Origin of the sequence: Arthrobacter sp. UM1, assembly GCF_020483305.1 — a bacterium.
Taxonomy (GTDB): domain Bacteria; phylum Actinomycetota; class Actinomycetes; order Actinomycetales; family Micrococcaceae; genus Falsarthrobacter.
This window is the reverse complement of the sequence record NZ_JACWAB010000012.1, coordinates 23,346-41,679: the sequence shown is the minus strand read 5'-3', so window position 1 is coordinate 41,679 and position 18,334 is coordinate 23,346. Positions and strand designations below refer to the sequence as shown.

Genomic DNA, 18,334 nt, shown 5'->3' with positions numbered 1-18,334 from the left:
CGGCGGGTGTGCTGGTGGCTCGCCGTCGTCGTGAGGAGCGCGAGCAGCGGTAGCCGGTGAGATCGGCGCCCGGGTTTCCACCTGGGCGCTGGTCTGCAGGGAGGGCGCGGGCCGAAGGGTCCGCGCCCTTGCTGTGTGCGGTCGGAGGTGCGGTATCTGTTGATCTGCGGCATCGGGATTGGTCTGGATCACGCCAACCGCACCCGCTTTCGCCGTCGCACCCTGAAATGTTCCTAGACACCCGCTTTCGCTCGGATTTTTGAGCGGAAACGGGTGTGTCAGGCCGGGGCGAGCGGAAACGGGTGTGAACGGCCGGCGGTACGGAAACGGGTGTGTCGGTCCGGGGGCGAGCGGAAACGGGTGTGGAAGGCGATGCGGGCCGGGCGTCGGGCGCCAGGGTGGGTGCAGAATGCGCGGAGAAGCGGGACGGAAAGTTACGACGGAGAACTAACCCGTGCTGTGAATCACCGTCGTTTTTCGAGTAGAATCTCCTCAACTCGTCTCGACGAGGATCCCCGTTCCTTCTGCGCTCGCGCATCCCCAGAGACGAGTTCTCATGACTGTCACGTCACTCGCTCCCGCTTCGCTCCGCCGTCGGCGTCTGATCATGGCGTTCCTCGCCTTCCTCGCTGTCTTGGCCGGCTCGACGGGCCTCTTCGCCCCCGCAGCTCGCGCGGCCGCGCCCACCGTCACCGCCTCGATCCAGCGGACCTCCACGGGCACCGGCCAGGGCACCGCCGACCAGTGCGTGGTCAACGCCGCCCACGGCTTCACGCCCGGCGATGAAACGGCCGCCGACGACTACGTCTGCACGCTGGACAAGGTCGGCTACCGGGTGGACCTCGCGATCAAGTCCGACGCGAACCCCACTCCCGTGACTCTGGTGTTCAAGATCGGCTCGGGCGTGCTCGGCGGGAACACGCAGGCGGCCATCGACGGCCTGGCCTCGTTCTGCATCTCGCGGGCGGGCCAGTGGACCGTTCGAGGCGGCCTGGACATGGTGCAGGTCGACGGAGTGCCCTACCCGTCCTGCACGCTCACCCCCGAGCCGAACGTGAACCTCTCCTACCGGCAGGACTTCACGTACACCGTCCCTCCGAACTCGGCCGCAACGGTTCCCGACGCCCAGATCCTCCAGGCCGCGGCAGACGGCAGCACCTCCACCTTGGCCACGGGAGCCGGCTTCACCGCCCTGCGGAACCTCAAGGCGGATCTCCGCCTCCAGATCCTCGGAGACGTCGCCACGCCGATCAAGGTCAACGGCGCGTACTACATCCAGAAGAGCATCTACGTCACAGGCGACAGCATCCCCGTGTCCGGGGTGTCCGCGAAGAAGGGAATCCCCGCGATCTCCGGGCAGAGCGTCAAGCTGGCCCTGGTCGGCGCGCCGCCGGGGACGCTCCTCGCGGACACGCAGGGCAACCCCACGGACACCTTCGAGTTCCGGCAGACCTCGAGCGCGGGCTGGGGCACGCAGAACGGCGGACCGGACATCGTCGGGCTCGCGACGGCGGTGAACGTCCTCGTGCCCCTCGCGGGCTCCGGGACGCAGCTGAACGCCGATTTCGCGGTGCGCGTGGCCCAGGACTCGCCCGTCCTCAAGACCACGACGGGCGATCTCAACATGGGCGGCGGAACGCAGATCGGCCAGCAGCTGGCGAGCTGCACCCAGGGCACGGACTCGCTGGGCGGGCTCCAGGCCATGGGAGGGATGCCCAACAACGACTGTGTCCGCGTTCAGATCGCCTACACCGTCCCGGCGGACCTCGTGCAGAAGCGGGTGACGGATCAGTACGGCTACTCCCAGCCGACTCTTGCGCTCGGCAACGCCCAGGGGCAGACGAGGTACGTCACGCCCGGGTTCTTCGCAGGACAGACGGCGTACTCGAAGCTGAGCCTGAGCCCCCTGCCCGGGCAGTACACGGTGGACGCCTGCGACGTCTGGAACCCGAGTGACCAGTCGCTTCAGACCACGATGCCCATCACGGTCGCGGAGCTCTCCGGAAACTGGCCGCAGCCCTTCGCCCCGAGCCAGTACACCGTTTACTACTCGCACCAGGACGGGGCCGACCAGAGCTGCGGCGATCCGTCCGCCCTCAGCGGGTGGACTACGGACCCCTCAAAGGTGAGCGGGGCGATCAACGCCGTGCGCATCACGCTCAAGGCGCCGGTGGACACCGTCAACGGGATCGAGTTCAGCATCCCGTTCACCCCGAACCTCAACCGGACCGATCTCGACGAGTTCGGCGCCACCCCTCAGCTGTGGGACCACGGCTACGTGACCACGGGCCGGACCAGCGGCTGGGGGACCGGCGCCGCCGCGTTCTCCATCGGCGCGGCCTCCCAGCTCAACGCCTATGCCATGGGCTACGCCAACGGAACGGTGAGCCCCGGCGGAACGGGTTCCTTCGGGTTCGGCGTCAGCGGACAGATGAACGGAACCCTGCAGACCGCCACTCCGCGGCTGACGTTCACCCTTCCGCCCTGCGCCTCGCCGAACGGCACGCCGGATTTCGGCGCGGACTGGACCGTCAAGGTCCAGCCGGGGCAGGCAGCGGGTGGCCCCGGCTGCGAGGATGACACCCCGACGGTGGTGACGGCGACCGCCTCGCATCCCTTTGGGCCCTTCGAACTGGGGGCCTACAGGGAGATGACCCTGCCGGTCCGCATGTCCCCGTTGGCCACGGAGACCCGGCAGACGGCGTCGGTGACCGTGGACTACGCGGATCCGGGTGTCCGCTACGTCCCTGCGAACGCGGACAGCAACCTGACGCTGACGCGGCAGGCAGCGGTCCTCGCGAGCAAGGCCGCGGACAAGTCGTCGATGCAGCGCGACGAGGGACTGACCTGGACGATGGGGCTGTCCAACACGCTCTCCATCCCCGTCTCGAGCGCGCAGTGGATCGACGTCCTGCCCTACAACGGCGACGCCAACGGCACCAAGACCGCCGGCCATGTGGTCCTGGACCGCTCGACCGTGCCGGCGGGTGTGAAGGCTGAGTACTCGAAGGCGGCTCCGGCCTCGGTCTCGAACAACCCGGCCGACGCCTCCAACCAGGCCGGGGGCGGGACGGTGTGGTGTGACAGCTACACCGCCGGCGGCGACTGCCCGTCCTCGCTCTCGGAGGTCACGGCCGTTCGTTACACGGCCGACCTGCCCTCCGGCGCGAACCAGTTCGTGCAGCTCTCCGCACATGTGGACGGCGCTAAGGCGGGAGACTCGGTGAGCAACCGCCTCGGCGTCGGCACGTCCCCGGATCTCGCGCAGCCGGTGCCCTCGCCGGATGCGGTGACCACGGCTCTGTTCGCCTCAGCGGTGGCTGGAACCGTGTGGTGGGACCAGGACCAGAACGGCGCCCAGGGGTCCTCCGAGGCGGGCATCCCGGGGGTGCGGCTTGAGGACGTCTCGGCCTCGGGTGACGTCTTGGGAACGACGACGACGGACGCCGCCGGGCACTACGCCTTCCGATCCCTGTTGGCCGGCGGCTACACGGTGCGGGTGGTGGACGGTCAGCAGGCTCTTTCGGGGGCGCAGCAGACGTATTCGTACTCGGGCGCTCACGGCGCGGATGCCTCGCTGACGTCTTCGGCGATCAGCCTGGGGCGGGATGCGACGGTGGGCAGTGTGGACTTCGGGTTCGCCAAGCCGGGAGAGCCGACGCCGACTGACTCGCCGACGGCGACTCCGTCTCCGACGGACAGCCCCACGAGTACTCCGAGTCCGACGGATACTCCGACGAGTACTCCGACAGGCGTCCCGACCGGACTGCCGACCGGTTCTCCGAGTCCGTCCGGCTCGCCGACTGGCACGCCGACGAAGGCTCCGACCACCGGCCCGACCGGTTCCCCGTCTGCTCCGGCGACGTCACCGGCTCCGGGGAAGAGCCCGAGCAGCTCTCCGTCCTCGAGCGCGGCACCCTCGGCAGGGCCGACGTCGGGTCCGGGCGGCAACGGGACTCCGGGCAGCAGCACGGCCCCGACGCCGGGCTCGTCGAATCCGGGCGGTCCGAGCCAGGGCTCGAATCCGGGCGGTGTGAACACGCCTGGCTCGCTGGCCTACACGGGTGTGCGCGTGGGCGGCTTGCTCCTGGGCGCGGTGGTGCTGATCGTTGCGGGTGTGCTGGTGGCTCGCCGTCGTCGTGAGGAGCGCGAGCAGCGGTAGCCGGTGAGGTCGGCGCCCGGGTCTCCTCCTGGGCGCCCGGGGTCCAGGCCCGGGCGCGCCAACAGCACCCGTTCCTGCCGTCACACCCGAAAAGCTTCCCTGACACCCGTTTTTGCTCGGGATTTTGAGCAGAAACGGGTGTCAGCGACGGCGGGTACGGAAACGGGTGTGGGCGGGACCGCACGTGGCCTGGCGGTGCTGGGGAGTGGCGTAGGGCGCAGTCCGGGTGCTGGCATGGCGCGAGCGCGGGCCCTGACTCAGCTGACTTGGGGTGAGGCGGGCGCCTGCTCGGGTCTGGGACGGCTTCAGACACCAGTGCCGCCGGCAGCCCGCGAGGGGCGGCCGGCGGCACGTCTGTGTGGAGTGGGCGAGCGGGTCAGTGCTCGTCGTAGTGGTCGCCGTGCTCGGCGTGGCGGTGGCCGTCGTGGATGTAGTCCGTGTGGTCCTCGTGCTGGACGGCCTCGTGGCCGCAGTCCTCGCCGTGCTTGTGCTCGGCGACGGTGTGCTCGGCCTCGTGGTGCGGCTGCGTCATGGCGGTGCTCCCCTCGGGTGGTGCTTTGATACTGCTTCGGTGCTCGGGGCGATGTAAAGCGTCCCTACATAGTTCAGGCTACGCCGCGGGGTGCGGTCCTGCACTCCTGTGCGCAGGTCTCTCCTTGATTTCCAGCCCTCGAGTCAATGGGTTTGCTAGTCGCGCCAGGCCTCGAGGTTCGCTGGCTAGCGAGCGTGGGCAGGTTTCAGCTAACGTTTTCTTAAACTGTGGAAAATCTATTTAAGGTGGGCTAGGTGACGAGTATCCGGGCAGTGGATGTAGGAGTAGACGGCTGGAAGAAATATCGCATCAAATACATTTGGAGCATAGCCTCGGCGATTGTGACCATAATTGGAGCCCCCCTCCTTGCGACATTCGTCTCGATTTCTTACCCTACAGCGTTTGATATTGAGAAATTTTTCCCGAAGCTCTCCGAAATTACAGGCGAGTTATTTCGCTATCTCAAACTCGATGCCTCGGTCGCTCTAAGTGCAATTTCGGCAATATTCGTTCTACTTTTCACGTTCACTGGATCTGTAGACAAGAAACAAATGGGGAATTTTGCGCCAGGTGAGCGAGATGATTGGTTGATTGCCGAGCACTCGAAGCAACAACTCATGACGGGCATATCCGCCTTTGCGTTGCATGGAATTACACTGGGTACGATCCTTTCTCTTGTGGATTATGACTGGTCCGGATCGACAGGTCCAAAATCAGGCATAGCGGAGAACTTGTTGATAATTATCATTTCACAAGCCGGTGCGTTCGCGGCGGTTGCTAGATGGGAGGATCGTGGAGTTGGAAAACTTCTAGACAGTATCCAATTAAAGCGACGACTGCCCCTTCTGGAAGCTGAAGTAAATGGCATAAAGAGTAGATGGCCAATTAGTTCGAGAAAATTCTCCATTGGAAGGACAAGCATAACGGCTGTGTGGATCTTGCTTCTGGGAGTGATTGTTGATCTGATCGTGTTCGTAGCGACCACTTGGATCTGCAAAGGCCATGGTCTCCGGATTGATCCCGCCAACGCATTTCCGTTGTTTTTCGCCAGTGTGGTGGCTGTTTTCTATGTATCGGGCTGCGTTGTTCTATTGTTTGTTCTAGCAGAATCGCTAAAGACGTGCCCACGTGGCGATAATTTCCGCTGGTTTTTTGTTTTAATTGCGATCCTGATGTCGCTGATGGAGATCGTGCTGGCTATCTACCTCTGGGGTGATACCGGGAGTTTAGCCGCTGTCTTCTGGTTTTATGTCTTCCCGGTTGGCTACGGGCTGTCGATTGGCCTGCTTCTGACGAAATCACGCAGGAATCGCGATCATGGACTCGGGGAGAAATGTTATCAAAATTCGGTGCATTCCTGGCTCCGGTATGTCTTGTATCGACTTGAGTCGAGGATTGATTGCTGTCTTGGGAGCCCATCTTCACGCCTCGAAGAATATTATTCAAGTAGGCTGCGTGCTTCAAATGATAAATTACGAGAAATTAATGATAGTTTGAGTTCTTATAAGTCTGGAGCGCAATCCGATTGATGTTGATGGCCGCGTGGCTTTCGCAGTGAGATTCCTCCTCGCGGGATCGCGTTCGACCTAACCGGTGACCTTTCCAGCAAGTATCTTGAGGTGGTTGAGGTGGGGCTGCCGGTGATCTTGGGGGTCGTCTATTTCCGGGCTCTGATCTCCACCGCCCAGGTCGCCTTCCCCTGGGATGAGACCTGGATCGAGAGGCCCTTGCTCTTCCCGGCGTACGGGTCGATGGAGTTGAACTCCACGAGCTTGCCGCACGGAACCTTCTTCTGCGGGCCGTTGCTGAAGGAGACGGTGACCTCGGCGCCCTCGCAGATGAACCGCGCCGTGGGCGGTCCCGGAAGGACGGGGTCAAAAGACGTGCGGTCGGGGGAGCCCTGGCCCGCCACGCCGCCCGCCTCCCAGGCGGGTGCCGGACCGTGGCGGGTCTTCTTCAAGGTGCTCTGCAGACGCTCGATGCTCTGCCGGGCCTCGTCCTCCGCGCCGCGTGAAGGCGCGGGGCCGGACGGGCTGGCCCCCTGTGAGCATCCGGTGGCGGCGATGAGCAGAGCGCCCATCGCCGCCAGCGCGCCGCGTTTCCTCATATCCCCATCCCAGCAAAGGAGCGGAGCCGGGGAAACGGGATCCGTGTAACGCTTCGCTTTCGATTCCGCGTTTCCTGCCCCGGATGGAACGGTCTACTCCATCGCCTCCGACACCTTCTCCACACCCTCCACGAGCCCCCACGTGCCGGGGAGGACCTGGTTGGAGTCGAGCACCACGATCCGGTTGTTCTTCACTGCCGGGACGTCCGGCAGGTTGGCCTTGAGGTAGTCGCGCGCCTTCTTCTCCTGTGCCTTGCCGGAGGCGGTCAGCACGATCACCTCCGGCGCCTTCGCCGCCACCGCCTCCTTGGAGACCTCGGCCGCGAAGAAGCTGGAGAACTCCTTGTCCTTCGGGGAGAACACGGGCTGCGCGCCGGCCTCGAGGAGGAGGTCGTGCTCCACGCCCGCGCCGATCGCCGTGATGTGGTCCCCGTCGATGAACAGCTGCGCCGTCCGCGGCTTCGTCTTGCCCTCGGAGCGCTTTTTGGCCTCGGCGAGCGTCTTCTCGCCCTGCTCGACGAGCTGCTGCGCCTCCTTCTGCTTGCCGAAGATCTCCCCGTAGGCCGCGATGTCCGTGAAGAGGTCCCGCACCTTGGCCTTGGCGCGGCGGTCGAAGCAGCCGGCCGCCGCCACGTAGGTCTGCGCGCCGCCCTTGGACAGCTGCTCCTTCGTGGCGAAGCCCTGGTCCGCGGAGAACTCGTACGTGGTCGGCGAGAGCACCAGGTCCGGCTGCGCCTTGAGCAGCGTCTCCCGCGAGGGCGGGGAGTCCTGCGAGAGCACCTGCAGCCCCTTGCCCTCCCGCTCCTTCAGCTCCCGCGGCAGCTCCTGCCCGTTGAGCTGCGCCACGCCCACGATGCTGTCCGCCAGCCCGAGCCGCGTCAGGATCTCCGCCTGCCCCACGGACAGGGCGACGACGCGCTGCGGCTTGGCCTTGTACTGCGTGGGGCTGCCGCAGTTCGTCGTCGAGAAGGAGGCCGCGGAGGCGGAGCCGCCGTCGGAGGCCTTGGGGGCGGAGACGCCCTGGCCGCACGCCGCGAGGGAGAGGGCGGCGAGGGCCGCGACTCCGGCGAAGCGGACGCGCGCGGAGGGAGTGCGGGAGGTCATGCGAGGAGGAGTCATGGCTGCCTTTCAGGAGTGAGGTGACGGTGGTGAGGCGGTGCTGTGCGATGAGGCGGAGCCGGCGGAGCCGGACGGCCCGGTGTCCGCAGCGGCGTCGTCGGCCGGGTCCGGGCCGCGCGAGTCCTCCGCCCGGCGGAAGGCGAAGACGTGGCCGCCGCGCGGGTCGGGGAGGCGGAGGGTGTGCACGTCGAAGACCGCGTCCACGGCCTCGGCGGTGAGGACGTCCTCGGCCGGCCCCGCCGCGGTGATGCGGCCGCCGGTGAGGAGGGCGGCGTCGTCGCAGTACTCGAGGGCGAGGTTGAGGTCGTGCAGCGCGGCCACCACGGTGGCGCCGCGGGAGCGGACGAGGTGGAGGAGGTCGCGCTGGAAGCCGAGGTCGGCATGGTTGGTGGGCTCGTCGAGCAGGAGCACGGGCGTGGCCTGCGCGAGCGCCTTCGCGAGGAGGACCCGCTGCTTCTCCCCGCCGGAGAGCCCGCCGAACGCGCGGCCCAGCAGGGGGTGGGCGCCGGTGGCGCGGGCGGCCTCCTGCACGGCCTCGGCGTCGGCCTCGGACTCCGCGCCGAACCCCCGCTGGTGCGGGACCCGCCCGAGCGCGATCACCTCCCGCGCGGACAGCGGGAAGTCCGCGCCGAACTCCTGGCTCATGACGCCGATCCGCAGGGCGAGCTCGCGCTGCGAGAGCCTGGAGACGGGCTGCCCGTCCACGAGAACCTCGCCGGAGTCGGGGGCCATGGCCCGGTAGGCGGCCTTGAGGAGGGTGGACTTGCCGGAGCCGTTCGCGCCGATGAGGCCCAGGAACCGCCCGGGCTCGGCGGCGAGGGAGACGCCGTTGAGGATGGGGCGGCCGCCGCGGGCCACGCGGACGTCCTGGAACTCGAGCCTCATGCGCCGCCCTCCCGCCTCAGCAGGTAGAGGAAGAACGGGGCGCCGGCGAGAGACGTGATGATGCCGATCGGGATCTCGCGGGGCTCGGCGACGGTGCGGGCGGCGAGGTCGCTCGCGGCGAGGAACACGGCCCCGCCGAGAGCGGCCACCGGCAGCATGGCCCGGTGCGAGGACCCGACGGCCAGGCGGGCGACGTGCGGCACCACGAGCCCCACGAACCCGATGCCCCCGGCCACCGCCACCGTGGACGCCGTGAGCAGCGCGGTCAGCAGGAAGAGGAGCAGGCGCAGGCGGGGGACGCGGACGCCGAGGGAGGCGGCCACGTCGTCGCCCACCATGAGCGCGTCGAGCTGACGGACGCGCGGGGCGATGACCGCGAGTGCCACGGCCAGCGCGACGGCGGGCATCCACAGCGAGCCGTACCCCGCCCCGGACACGCTGCCGAGGAGGAAGTAGAGGACGCCGACGACGTTCTGCGCGTCCGTGGTGGAGATGAGGAAGTTGGTGACGGCGGAGAACATCGCGCCGAGGGCAACGCCCACGAGGATGAGCCGCGTGGGCAGGAGCATGCCCTTCTGCTGCGCCACGAGATAGACGAGCGCGATGGCCAGGACGGCTCCCGCGAAGGCCGCCGCGTTGCTCCAGGCGAGTCCGCCGGGGGCGCTGCCGGCCTTCTGGGTGAGGGCGGTGATGCCGGCGGCGCTGCCGAGCACGATGACAGCTGTGGCGCCGAGTCCCGCGCCCGAGGAGACGCCGATGAGATACGGCTCCGCGAGCGGGTTGCGGACGGCGACCTGGAGGAGGGCGCCGGCGAGGGCCAGACACGCCCCGGCGAGGGCGGCGAGGACGGCGCGGGGGAGGCGGAAGTCGACGACGGCCTGGTCCTGGGCGGGCGTGAGCGAGCCGTCCGACATCCAGGGCATGTCCGGCAGGAGGTGCCCCAGGAGGATCTGGGCTGACTGGAGGGGTGTGGTCTCCACGGGGCCGAGGGCGCCGGCGAGGACGAGGGTGAGGAGGAGGGCTGCGGCGAGGGCGGGGAGGAGGAGTCGGGTGCGGCGCTGGCTGCGGAAGGGGCGCTCGGGGCGTGGGGGCGACGACGGCGCGGCCGCCTGGGACGCTGCGGGCGCAGTGGGCACGTGGACCTCCTTGGGGTGAGGTTCACAGCGTAGCAGTTGTTGAGAATGAGTCGCATATGCGGTTGGGGGAGAGGTGGCGGCTGCGGGTGGGGTGCTCAGGCGGGCGCGGAGGGCGGGGTTGGCAGGGCGCTGGTGCGGGGCTGTTTGTCCCACGTTTTGCGCGCAGGGGGAGGTGTAGTTTCAAATGATGTCTCTGGCAAATGCGTATCAAAAGCGGTTGGGGGGGGTGTTGGGGGTCAAGCGCTCTGGGGGTCAGGGTGAACGTGTCCGGTCGGGAAGGCTGAAAGTCGAGGCGAAGGAAGATGCGCAGTTGTTGAGGGAGGCTTTACAACTGCTATTGATTCCCACCACAATGAAAACCTCGGTGTGTGGGGGAGGCCCCGACGGGATTGTGCGAGCCGCCCCTCACGAGGCCCGACGATGCTCTGACGAGACAGCCGGCCATGACGCGCCGGGCGGAACGCACGGCAAGAGCGGCCCCGTCAATGAAGTTCCCCGAAGGATCGAGTGCGTATGCCCCCTGAGACCCAGCGGACTGGCCGCGGGAACCCCGCCGCTGATGCGCCCGAGCAGGCGGCTGGCCTTCGGGCCGAGGCGAACCCGCAGAAGCCGGGCGTTCCACTACCGGGGGTCGCGAGCGAGGCGGACGTGGCCGCCGAGTTCTTCGAGCAGGAGCTGGACCTCGCCGCGCTGCCCGTGTGGGTGAATCCGGAGGCGGCGTGCACGCTGGAGTTCTGGGCCGACCGGTTCTGCGCCCGCTACGAGGACCTCTCGATCTTCGACTGCCTTGCGGGGGATTTGGGCCGCTGCACGCCGGGATTCCGGGGCCAGCTCGTCGCCCTGTGCGAGATCCGGCTGTCCGGCGTCGCGAAGCGTGGGGGAGGGGTGGCGCCGAGCGTCGTCGACCGTGACGGGTTCGAGCGCCTCCCGGGGCGCGAGCAGTGGCGAGTGCTCGGGGAGCTGGACGCGCTGGGGCGCGAGGTCTTCGAGTGGCGCCAGGCGCGCGGGCTGGAGTCTGTGCCCGGCTGGACCGAGTGGTGCAGCATCCGGGAGAGCCTGCGGCGCTGACGCCGTCCCGCCTACCCCGCCCGCCCTTCCAGCTCGCCGGCGGCGAGCCGGCCGACGACGTCGGTGAGCATGTCCACGCCGGCGGTCAGGTCCTCGTCCCGGGTGAACTCGCGCTCGTTGTGGGAGATGCCCTCCACGGACGGCACGAACAGCATGACGGTGGGGACCAGGTCCTTCATGTTCGTGGAGTCGTGACCGGCGAGCGTCATGACGCGGGCGTGCGCGAGCCCCAGCCCGGCGGCGGCCTTCTCGCCGAGCTCCACGCCCTCGGGCTGGTACGGCGTGACGGGCCAGGCGTGCGAGGTCCGCTGCTCCACGTCCACCCGCGCGGCCCGCTCGGCCTGGGCCACGCGCTCGTGGAGCATGGCGTCGGCCTGGGCCAGGAGGTCTTCGTCGGCGCTGCGCAGGTCCAGCAGCAACGTCACCTCGGACGGCACCACCACGGGCGAGTTCGGGTAGACGTCCAGCTGCCCCACGGACGTGTGGACCTTCCCGGGGAAGGCGTCCGCGATCTCCCGGGCCGCTACCACGAGCATCGAGGCGCCGAGCAGGGCGTCCCTCCGGTCCGGGATCTCGGTGGACCCGGTGTGCGCCTGCTCGCCGTGAACGGCGAACTCGTACTTGTTGGCCGCCCAGTTCGAGTGCACGAGCCCGATCTGCACCCCGTCCCGCTCCATCGAGCGCCCCTGCTCCACGTGGATCTCGGCGCAGAACGCCGCCTCGGGCCCCTCCCACTCGGAGAGGAATCCGTGCGCGCGGAGGGCGTCCTCGACGCTTTCGCCGTCGGCATCCCGGACCGCCAGCGCCTCCGCGGCCGGCATCTTCCCGGTGTACACGGACGAACCCATCATCGAGGGCTTGAACCGGCTGCCCTCCTCGTTGAACCAGTTGACCACGGCCACGTTGAACCGCGGCTCGGGGCGCCCGCCGCCCTCCCACTCCGCCTGAAGCCGGAACGCGGCGTGGGCTGCGGCGAGGACGCCGTAGGCGCCGTCGTATTTTCCGGCCGTCGGCTGGGAGTCCATGTGGGAGCCGACGACGACGAACGGCGCGCCCGGCACCCGCTCGAGGAGGCCCCACTCGTTGCCGATGCGGTCGAAGCGGACGGTGAAGCCGCGCGCCTCGAGGAGCCGGCGGAGCCAGCGGCGCTGCTCGGCGTCCGGCTCGGTGGCGGCCTGGCGGTCCACGCCGCCGCGGCCGGTGGCGCCGAACTCGCTCATGGCGCGGAAATCGCGGAGGAAGTCCTCGGCGGCGGGGGCCTGCGGGGACTCGGCCGACACAGGGGACTGGGCTGGCTGCGGGGGCATGGGGTCTCCTTCGGGGCGTCGGGAGCGGGACGTGCGGGGCGCGGTGCCGGCCGCTGTCGGAATGGGCGGGGCCGTCAGTGCTTGCGGCCGGGCTCGTCCACGCTGAGGCGCGGGATGGCGAACCCGGAGACCGTGGTGAGGAGCGCGATGCCCACGAGGATCCACGCGCTCGGCACCCACGAGTTCCCGCTCGCGTGGAGGGTGGCCGTGGCCGCCATCGGGACGAACCCGCTGAGCAGGCCCGCGAGGTTGGAGGACACCGAGACGCCCGTGTTGCGCAGGCGCGTGGGGAAGAGGCCTGTGAGCACCGCGCCGGACACCGCGTACGGGATGGACAGCGAGCACACCGCCACGGTCATGCCCAGGATGACGAGCGCCGGGGCCTTGGACTCCACCGCGAGGAAGACGGGGAACGCGAGCAGCGCCGTGAGCAGGCCGCCGCCGATGACCACGCGCATGCCGCCGAATCGCTCGGCGAGGCGGCCGCCCATGATGAGGATGCCGATCTCGAACACCGAGGCCACGATGGTGGCCGTGAGCATGAGCCCGCGGTCCAGCTTGAGGACCGCGGTTCCGTAGAACACCACGAACGTCGTCACGAGGTAGAACCCGCCCACGCCGAGGAACGCGGTGGCCGCGCCCACGAGGATCTGCCGCCACTGCTGCGCGAGCGTGCCCTTGAGCGGGGAGGAGGAGGTCTCGCCCTCCTCGAGGATCGCCTCGAACTCCGGCGACTCGGACAGCTTGGCCCGCAGCCACAGGGAGACGCCGAGCAGCGGGATCGCCGCGAGAAACGGGATGCGCCAGCCCCAGGCGTCGAAGCTGTCCTTGCTGAGCACCGCCGCGAGGAGGGCGAAGCCGCCGGAGGAGAGGATGGTGCCGATCGGCGAGCCGACCTGCGGAAGGGCGGCGTAGCGGCCGCGCTTCTCGGGCGGCGCGTTCTCGACGGCGATGGTGATGGCGCCGCCCCACTCGCCGCCGACGGCGAAGCCCTGCAGCACGCGCAGAAGGATGAGGAGGATCGGAGCGGCCGCGCCGATCGCCGCGTAGTTCGGCAGGACGCCGATGAGGCCCGTCACCGTGCCGATGCCGAGCACCGTGATCATGAGGACCTTCTTGCGCCCGAGCCTGTCGCCCATCACACCGAAGACGAGCCCGCCGATGGGCCGCGCTACGAATCCGACGGCGAGGGTGCCGAACGAGGCGAGGCCCGCGACGACGGGGTCCTTGCTCGTGAAGTACTGGATGTTGAAGACGAGCGCGGAGGCGGTGGTGAAGAGGAAGAAGTCGTACCACTCGAGCGCCGTGCCCACGAGCGAGGCGAGGGCGACCCGCTTGGTCACCGACTCGTCGAAGGTGAGGCGTTCCGCGGGGGAGTGGCCGGCGGGGACCGTGGCCTCGTTCGGGGCGCCTGTCTCGCGTGGGGCGCCGCCCTTGTTGGGGGCGCCGGCCTCGCCCGGCGCGCCGGGATGTGCGGGGGACGTGCTGCTCATGTGGTCTCCAGGGTTGTGTGAGCTGGATCTCTTTAGGCTGCCTTCATCCTTGCAGGGGCGGGGACGGGATGCACGCGGGGCGACGAATGGTGAGATGCAGACAAGGTGCGTCAATTCCTGTCATGAGGGTCACAAGAGTCTGACTTTGTCCTATGGTGCTGTTCAACGGCGCGAAGCTCCCGCTTCGCGTGCAGCTCAGGATCAAAGGAGACCTGTTGTGGGTATGACAGACCGTTTGAGCGCGATGGCCAAGAAGGTTGAACAGACCAAAAGCCAGATTCTGACCGAAGAGGCGACCAAGACCTCCATCGTCATGCCTTTCATCCAACAGGTCCTCGGCTACAACGTCTTCGACATCGGCGAGGTCGTGCCCGAGTTCATCACGGACGTGGGCATCAAGAAGGGCGAGAAGATTGACTACGCCATCCTGCACGAGGGAGAAGTCTCGATTCTCATCGAGTGCAAGAAGGTCGGCCAGCCGTTGTCCCTGGAGAGTGCATCGCAGCTCTTCCGCTACTTCCATGTGACCAATGCGCGCATCGCCATTCTGACCAACGGTCAGCACTGGCACTTCTATACGGATCTTGACTCAAAGAACAAGATGGACTCGAAGCCGTTCATGGAACTCGACCTCCTGGCGATCGACCCCGTGCTTGTGCCGCAGGTTGCCAAGGTCGCCAAGGAGTCGTTCGATCTCGACTCCGTTCTCATGGCCGCAGAGGAGCTGAAGTACGTGTCGGCGGTCAAGAAGGTCATGAGCACGCAGATGGCAGACATGGATGCCGACTTCGCGAGCCTCTTCATCGGGCGCATCTACGGCGGGCGGATCACCGCGAAGGTGCGCGAACAGATGACGCCCATCATCCAGACAGGACTGAAACAATTTGTCGCGGACCAGGTGAATGAGCGGTTGACGCGCGCTTTGGGCAGTGATGCTCCGGCCCCGAGCACGCACGAGTCTTCCCCGGCCGAACCAACGAGGACCGGGGAGATCAAGAAGCCTGAAGCCCCTGAGAAGGAAGAGCAGAGCCCAGGCGATGGTTTTGAAACCACGCAGGACGAGGTCCAAGCGCATCTCATTATTCGCGCGATCGTGGGGGATCTCGTGGCCATCGACCGCGTGACGATCCGGGACGCGAAGACCTATTGCGCCGTCATTCTCGACGACAACAACCGTCTGCCCTTGGCCCGCCTGTGGTTCAATCGGTCTCAGCGCTACGTGGGAACGTTTGACGAGTCGAAGACGGAGACCAGAAACCCGATTCAGCATCTCGAAGAGATCTACGCTCTTGCGGAGCCGATTCGTGAATCGCTGAAGCGATACCTGGACCGCTGATCAAGAGAAGGGTGCTGGGAATGGCCCTGAACACAGCTGTTGCCGCTATCGGGAGGTTCGCGTACATCGTCTTCCGGCAGCCTAAGGCGGGCTAGATGAGGGGCGGTGAAGGGACCGCCGTCGTCGTCGGGTCCGGGCCCAACGGGCTCGCCGCGGCCATCACCCTGGCCGAGGCGGGCCTGCACGTCCGCGTGCTCGAGGCGGCGGACTCGCCGGGCGGCGGGCTGCGCTCGTTCCGGAATGAGCGGTTCGGCACCCTTCACGACCACTGCTCCGCCGTCCACCCCCTCGCCCGCATCTCGCCGTTCTTCCGGCGGCTCGGGCTGGAGCGGGAGGTCCGGTTCGTGACCCCGCCGCGGGCGTGGGCGCAGGCGATGGGGGCAGGCGCCGCCGAGCCATCCATCCTGTCTTCGCTGACCGGCTCCGCCGCGAGAGCTGCCGCGTCCTTCGCCGGAGTCGCCGCGCACGCCATGCTGCCGCCGGCCTCACCGCTGGCGCTCGGCACGGGCGCGCTGCTCGGCGGCGCGGGCCTCCTCTCCGGGTGGCCGATCCCCGTGGGCGGCTCCCAGGCGATCGCGGACGCCCTGGTGCGGCGGGCCGAATCGCTCGGGGTCCTCATCGAATGCGGGCGTCGCGTGGACCCCGCTGACCTCTCGGCCGAGCTCGAGGCCGCCGACCTCGTTCTCTGGGACACGGACCCCGCAACCGCACATCGGGCGGTGAGTCCGGCCGCGCCGTCGTCGTCCAGGCGGTACGGGCCGGGCGCCGCGAAGGCCGACTTCGTCACGAGTGCCCCCATCCCCTGGCGCGACCAGCGCCTGCGCCGCGCCGGAACCGTCCACCTCGGCGGCACGTGGGGCGAGGTGGCCCGCGCCGAGCGCGACGTCAACGCCGGCCGCCTCCCTGCGCACCCGTTCTCGCTCGTCTCGCAGCCCTCGCTCTTCGACCCCGCCCGCGCCCCCGAAGGCCTCCACACCGTCTGGGCGTACGCGCACGTCCCGCACGGCTCGAGCGCGGACTCCGCGGAGGTCATCACGCGGGAGATCGAGCGGTTCGCACCGGGATTCGCCGCCACGGTCCTCGACGTCACCACGACGACGGCGGCCGACTTCCCCGCCTACAACCCGAACTGCGTGGGCGGGGACATCGCCTCCGGGGCCACGCGGGGGTGGCAGCTGCTCACGAGCGGGACGCTGCGGACGAGGGGACCGGTGTCGGGGAGCGGGCCTGTGTCCGGAAGGGGGCATCTGTTCAGGACGGGGCTCCAGCGCGGGCTGCTCGCCGCGCCGTGGGCCCTGCCGCGCGAGGGGTGGTTCCTGTGCTCGGGGGCCACGCCGCCGGGGCCGGGCGTGCACGGGATGAGCGGGCACATCGCGGCGCGCCTGGCCCTGCGGGAGCTCGGGCGAAGGCGGGGTTAGGGCAGCGGCAGGTGCAGGGCAGAGGCGGGCGCAGGGCGGCCGAGCGGATTCCGCCTGGGCGGAGTAAACCCTTCTCACGGGTCTCCCGGCGCTTGTGCACCCGGTTCGTTCGGTTTTCGGGGCGGAAACCGAACGAACCGGGTGCACAAGCGGGTTGGGCGAGCTGTGGGCCGCTTGGCGCTGCCTCCAGCGGTGCGGTCAGGCGCCCGGTGCGCCCTCATCCGTGCCGACGGTCCGGTCTGGGGCGTCGGCCCCCTCCGGCTTCCGGCCGCGGTGCCAGAGGTAGAAGGCGACCGCCAGGGGGATGCCGACGACCACCACCAGCACAGGCTTCCGCGAGAACATCATGACGGCGATGAGGGCGGCGAAGAAGACGATCCACCCGATGGAGAGGCCGGTTTTCCTGGGCATGGAGTGCCCTTTCTCGTGTGTGCCGGGCCCGCTCCGGGCTGGGGGCCTCAGATGAAACTGAGGCTACCTGAGGAATGTCTGGTGCGGGAAGGGCCGGCGCGGGGACGGGCAAGCGGGCCGAGGGGCCTCAGTCCCCGAGCACGCCCTTCGCGTAGGCGGCCTGGCCCACGTGCTGGAGGGCGTCCTCGGACAGGGAGACGAGCCGGGCACCGCGGGTCACGGGCGGATCGAAGCTGGAATCGATGACCTCGTCCAGGTCTTCGGCGGACAGGGTTCCGAGGTAGTCGGTCTGGGCCGCGACGGCGGCGTCGAGGTAGTCGAGGAGGAGGCCGGCGTCGTCGACCGTGACGGAGCGGGCCTGCTCGGCGGTGTGGCCGTAGCCGTGGTCGGCGGGGTCGAGGGAGAGGTTGAACCGGTCCGCGTAGCCGTCCGCGGTCCAGGCCTGTTCGCCCCCGGAGAGCTGGGCGGTCTGGGCATCGATCTCGCGGCCCGTGTGCCACAGCAGCCACGCGATCGAGTTGTCCTGCGAGCCCGGATGGGCGTTGAGCTGCTCGGGGGTGAGGCCGTCCGCGAGGCGGCGGGCCGCGTCGAGAGGCCGCTGGGCCAGGTCCTTGAGCACTGCGATGGCGTCCATGTGTCCCAGGCTAGGACCCGGCGCAACCCCACCCCGGCCGGTGCCTCAGTTCGGAGCTGGCCCGCTTGTGCACCCGTTCAGCATGCTTGTGCACCCTCCCTTGTCAGGAATCGGCCTGAATCTTGACAAGAGAGGGTGCACAAGCGGAGGCGCTGGGTGCACAAGGGGGGGCGCTGGGTGCACAAGGGGGGGCGGGTCCGCAAGGACTGCGGGTCCCTGCGACAGGCCGGGGCGCGCAGCGGGTGAGGCCTACTTCCCCTCGGCGCGGTTGCGGAGGCGGAGGAGGCCCTTGTCGAAGTCGCCGTTGAGCTTGCGCTCCATGCCGCCGAGCACCCAGAAGGCCTTCTGCAACAGGTTCTGAGCGCCGCTCATGGTCCACGTGACGCGGACGGAGCCCTCGTGGTGGTCGGGGGCGGCGCCGAGGGAGAAGGAGGCGCGGTTCTCCGCCTTGAACGGGCGGAGGAAGGCGATGGCCACGTCGATCTGGTTCGGGGTTGAGCTGAGGATCGTCATCGTGCCCTCGCCGGCCTCCCGGTTTCCGCTCCAGTGCATGCTGGCGCCTTCACCGGACTGGGGGCCGCTGTAGGTCTGGACCATGCGCGGATCGGTGTCCTGCCACGGTGACCACTGCTCCCACTCGTGGAGGTTGCTGATGAGGGAGTGGACGCGCTCCTGCGGAGCGTCGATCGTGATGGAACGGCTCACAGAGAAAGTCGACATGGCACT

General features: G+C 68.4%; 15 protein-coding genes. 5 read left to right on the top strand and 10 right to left on the bottom strand.

Annotated features, from left to right (window positions below):
* Window positions 1–556 precede the first annotated feature (556 nt).
* Window positions 557–4,162 (top strand): SdrD B-like domain-containing protein, encoded by a 3,606-nt coding sequence (locus tag H9I38_RS10605; protein ID WP_226338796.1) that lies wholly within the window; start codon window positions 557–559, stop codon window positions 4,160–4,162.
* A 376-nt stretch (window positions 4,163–4,538) separates the two neighbouring features.
* Here H9I38_RS10605 and H9I38_RS10600 read toward each other — a convergent pair whose 3' ends face one another.
* Entirely contained in the window at window positions 4,539–4,694 is a 156-nt protein-coding gene (locus tag H9I38_RS10600) for a zinc transporter permease (protein ID WP_226338795.1), read from the bottom strand.
* 254 nt (window positions 4,695–4,948) lie between these two features.
* Between H9I38_RS10600 and H9I38_RS10595 the strand changes: the two genes are divergently transcribed.
* Window positions 4,949–6,223 carry a hypothetical protein gene (locus H9I38_RS10595; protein ID WP_226338794.1) on the top strand — a complete coding sequence of 425 codons (1,275 nt, stop codon included), beginning with the start codon at window positions 4,949–4,951 and terminating at the stop codon, window positions 6,221–6,223.
* A gap of 128 nt (window positions 6,224–6,351) precedes the next feature.
* Here H9I38_RS10595 and H9I38_RS10590 read toward each other — a convergent pair whose 3' ends face one another.
* From H9I38_RS10590 to H9I38_RS10575, 4 genes are all read right to left on the bottom strand, one after another.
* Window positions 6,352–6,801 (bottom strand): hypothetical protein, encoded by a 450-nt coding sequence (locus H9I38_RS10590; RefSeq protein ID WP_226338793.1) that lies wholly within the window; start codon window positions 6,799–6,801, stop codon window positions 6,352–6,354.
* Window positions 6,802–6,894: 93 nt separating this feature from the next.
* Window positions 6,895–7,920: an ABC transporter substrate-binding protein gene (locus H9I38_RS10585; protein ID WP_226338792.1), complete on the bottom strand. Its 1,026-nt coding sequence runs from the start codon at window positions 7,918–7,920 to the stop codon at window positions 6,895–6,897.
* Window positions 7,921–7,929: 9 nt separating this feature from the next.
* Entirely contained in the window at window positions 7,930–8,805 is an 876-nt protein-coding gene (locus H9I38_RS10580) for an ABC transporter ATP-binding protein (protein ID WP_226338791.1), read from the bottom strand.
* A complete protein-coding gene (locus H9I38_RS10575; protein ID WP_226338790.1) occupies window positions 8,802–9,941 on the bottom strand; it encodes a FecCD family ABC transporter permease in 1,140 nt (379 codons plus the stop codon). The genes H9I38_RS10580 and H9I38_RS10575 overlap by 4 nt, the downstream gene beginning before the upstream one ends.
* Before the next feature lie 513 nt (window positions 9,942–10,454).
* Here H9I38_RS10575 and H9I38_RS10570 point away from each other — a divergent pair.
* Entirely contained in the window at window positions 10,455–11,009 is a 555-nt protein-coding gene (locus tag H9I38_RS10570; RefSeq protein ID WP_226338789.1) for a hypothetical protein, read from the top strand.
* Window positions 11,010–11,020: 11 nt separating this feature from the next.
* Here H9I38_RS10570 and H9I38_RS10565 read toward each other — a convergent pair whose 3' ends face one another.
* Window positions 11,021–12,316, bottom strand: coding sequence for a M20 family metallo-hydrolase (locus H9I38_RS10565; RefSeq protein ID WP_226338788.1), 1,296 nt, complete (start codon window positions 12,314–12,316; stop codon window positions 11,021–11,023).
* 74 nt (window positions 12,317–12,390) lie between these two features.
* On the bottom strand, window positions 12,391–13,809 hold the full coding sequence (locus H9I38_RS10560) for an MFS transporter (RefSeq protein ID WP_226338787.1): 1,419 nt from the start codon (window positions 13,807–13,809) through the stop codon (window positions 12,391–12,393).
* A gap of 223 nt (window positions 13,810–14,032) precedes the next feature.
* Here H9I38_RS10560 and H9I38_RS10555 point away from each other — a divergent pair, with 223 nt between their 5' ends.
* Together H9I38_RS10555 and H9I38_RS10550 are read left to right on the top strand one after the other, a co-directional pair.
* Window positions 14,033–15,145 carry a type I restriction endonuclease gene (locus H9I38_RS10555; protein ID WP_264177611.1) on the top strand — a complete coding sequence of 371 codons (1,113 nt, stop codon included), beginning with the start codon at window positions 14,033–14,035 and terminating at the stop codon, window positions 15,143–15,145.
* Window positions 15,146–15,240: 95 nt separating this feature from the next.
* Window positions 15,241–16,563: a phytoene desaturase family protein gene (locus tag H9I38_RS10550; protein ID WP_226338785.1), complete on the top strand. Its 1,323-nt coding sequence runs from the start codon at window positions 15,241–15,243 to the stop codon at window positions 16,561–16,563.
* A 198-nt stretch (window positions 16,564–16,761) separates the two neighbouring features.
* Here H9I38_RS10550 and H9I38_RS10545 read toward each other — a convergent pair whose 3' ends face one another.
* From H9I38_RS10545 to H9I38_RS10535, 3 genes are all read right to left on the bottom strand, one after another.
* Window positions 16,762–16,974 carry a hypothetical protein gene (locus tag H9I38_RS10545; protein ID WP_226338784.1) on the bottom strand — a complete coding sequence of 71 codons (213 nt, stop codon included), beginning with the start codon at window positions 16,972–16,974 and terminating at the stop codon, window positions 16,762–16,764.
* Between the two features lie 127 nt (window positions 16,975–17,101).
* Entirely contained in the window at window positions 17,102–17,608 is a 507-nt protein-coding gene (locus H9I38_RS10540; RefSeq protein ID WP_226338783.1) for a mycothiol transferase, read from the bottom strand.
* Window positions 17,609–17,857: 249 nt separating this feature from the next.
* Window positions 17,858–18,328, bottom strand: a complete 471-nt coding sequence (locus H9I38_RS10535) for an SRPBCC family protein (RefSeq protein ID WP_226338782.1) — start codon at window positions 18,326–18,328, stop codon at window positions 17,858–17,860.
* Between the last annotated feature and the right edge of the window lie 6 nt (window positions 18,329–18,334).

What these genes read in the sequence shown, in the direction of transcription:
- H9I38_RS10565 (WP_226338788.1), bottom strand. Translation starts at nt 12,316, where the DNA reads ATGCCCCCGCAGCCAGCCCAGTCCCCTGTGTCGGCCGAGTCCCCGCAG.
- H9I38_RS10545 (WP_226338784.1), bottom strand. Translation starts at nt 16,974, where the DNA reads ATGCCCAGGAAAACCGGCCTCTCCATCGGGTGGATCGTCTTCTTCGCC.
- H9I38_RS10600 (WP_226338795.1), bottom strand. Translation starts at nt 4,694, where the DNA reads ATGACGCAGCCGCACCACGAGGCCGAGCACACCGTCGCCGAGCACAAG.
- H9I38_RS10585 (WP_226338792.1), bottom strand. Translation starts at nt 7,920, where the DNA reads ATGACTCCTCCTCGCATGACCTCCCGCACTCCCTCCGCGCGCGTCCGC.
- H9I38_RS10550 (WP_226338785.1), top strand. Translation starts at nt 15,241, where the DNA reads ATGAGGGGCGGTGAAGGGACCGCCGTCGTCGTCGGGTCCGGGCCCAAC.
- H9I38_RS10605 (WP_226338796.1), top strand. Translation starts at nt 557, where the DNA reads ATGACTGTCACGTCACTCGCTCCCGCTTCGCTCCGCCGTCGGCGTCTG.
- H9I38_RS10535 (WP_226338782.1), bottom strand. Translation starts at nt 18,328, where the DNA reads ATGTCGACTTTCTCTGTGAGCCGTTCCATCACGATCGACGCTCCGCAG.
- H9I38_RS10570 (WP_226338789.1), top strand. Translation starts at nt 10,455, where the DNA reads ATGCCCCCTGAGACCCAGCGGACTGGCCGCGGGAACCCCGCCGCTGAT.
- H9I38_RS10540 (WP_226338783.1), bottom strand. Translation starts at nt 17,608, where the DNA reads ATGGACGCCATCGCAGTGCTCAAGGACCTGGCCCAGCGGCCTCTCGAC.
- H9I38_RS10555 (WP_264177611.1), top strand. Translation starts at nt 14,033, where the DNA reads ATGACAGACCGTTTGAGCGCGATGGCCAAGAAGGTTGAACAGACCAAA.
- H9I38_RS10580 (WP_226338791.1), bottom strand. Translation starts at nt 8,805, where the DNA reads ATGAGGCTCGAGTTCCAGGACGTCCGCGTGGCCCGCGGCGGCCGCCCC.
- H9I38_RS10560 (WP_226338787.1), bottom strand. Translation starts at nt 13,809, where the DNA reads ATGAGCAGCACGTCCCCCGCACATCCCGGCGCGCCGGGCGAGGCCGGC.
- H9I38_RS10590 (WP_226338793.1), bottom strand. Translation starts at nt 6,801, where the DNA reads ATGAGGAAACGCGGCGCGCTGGCGGCGATGGGCGCTCTGCTCATCGCC.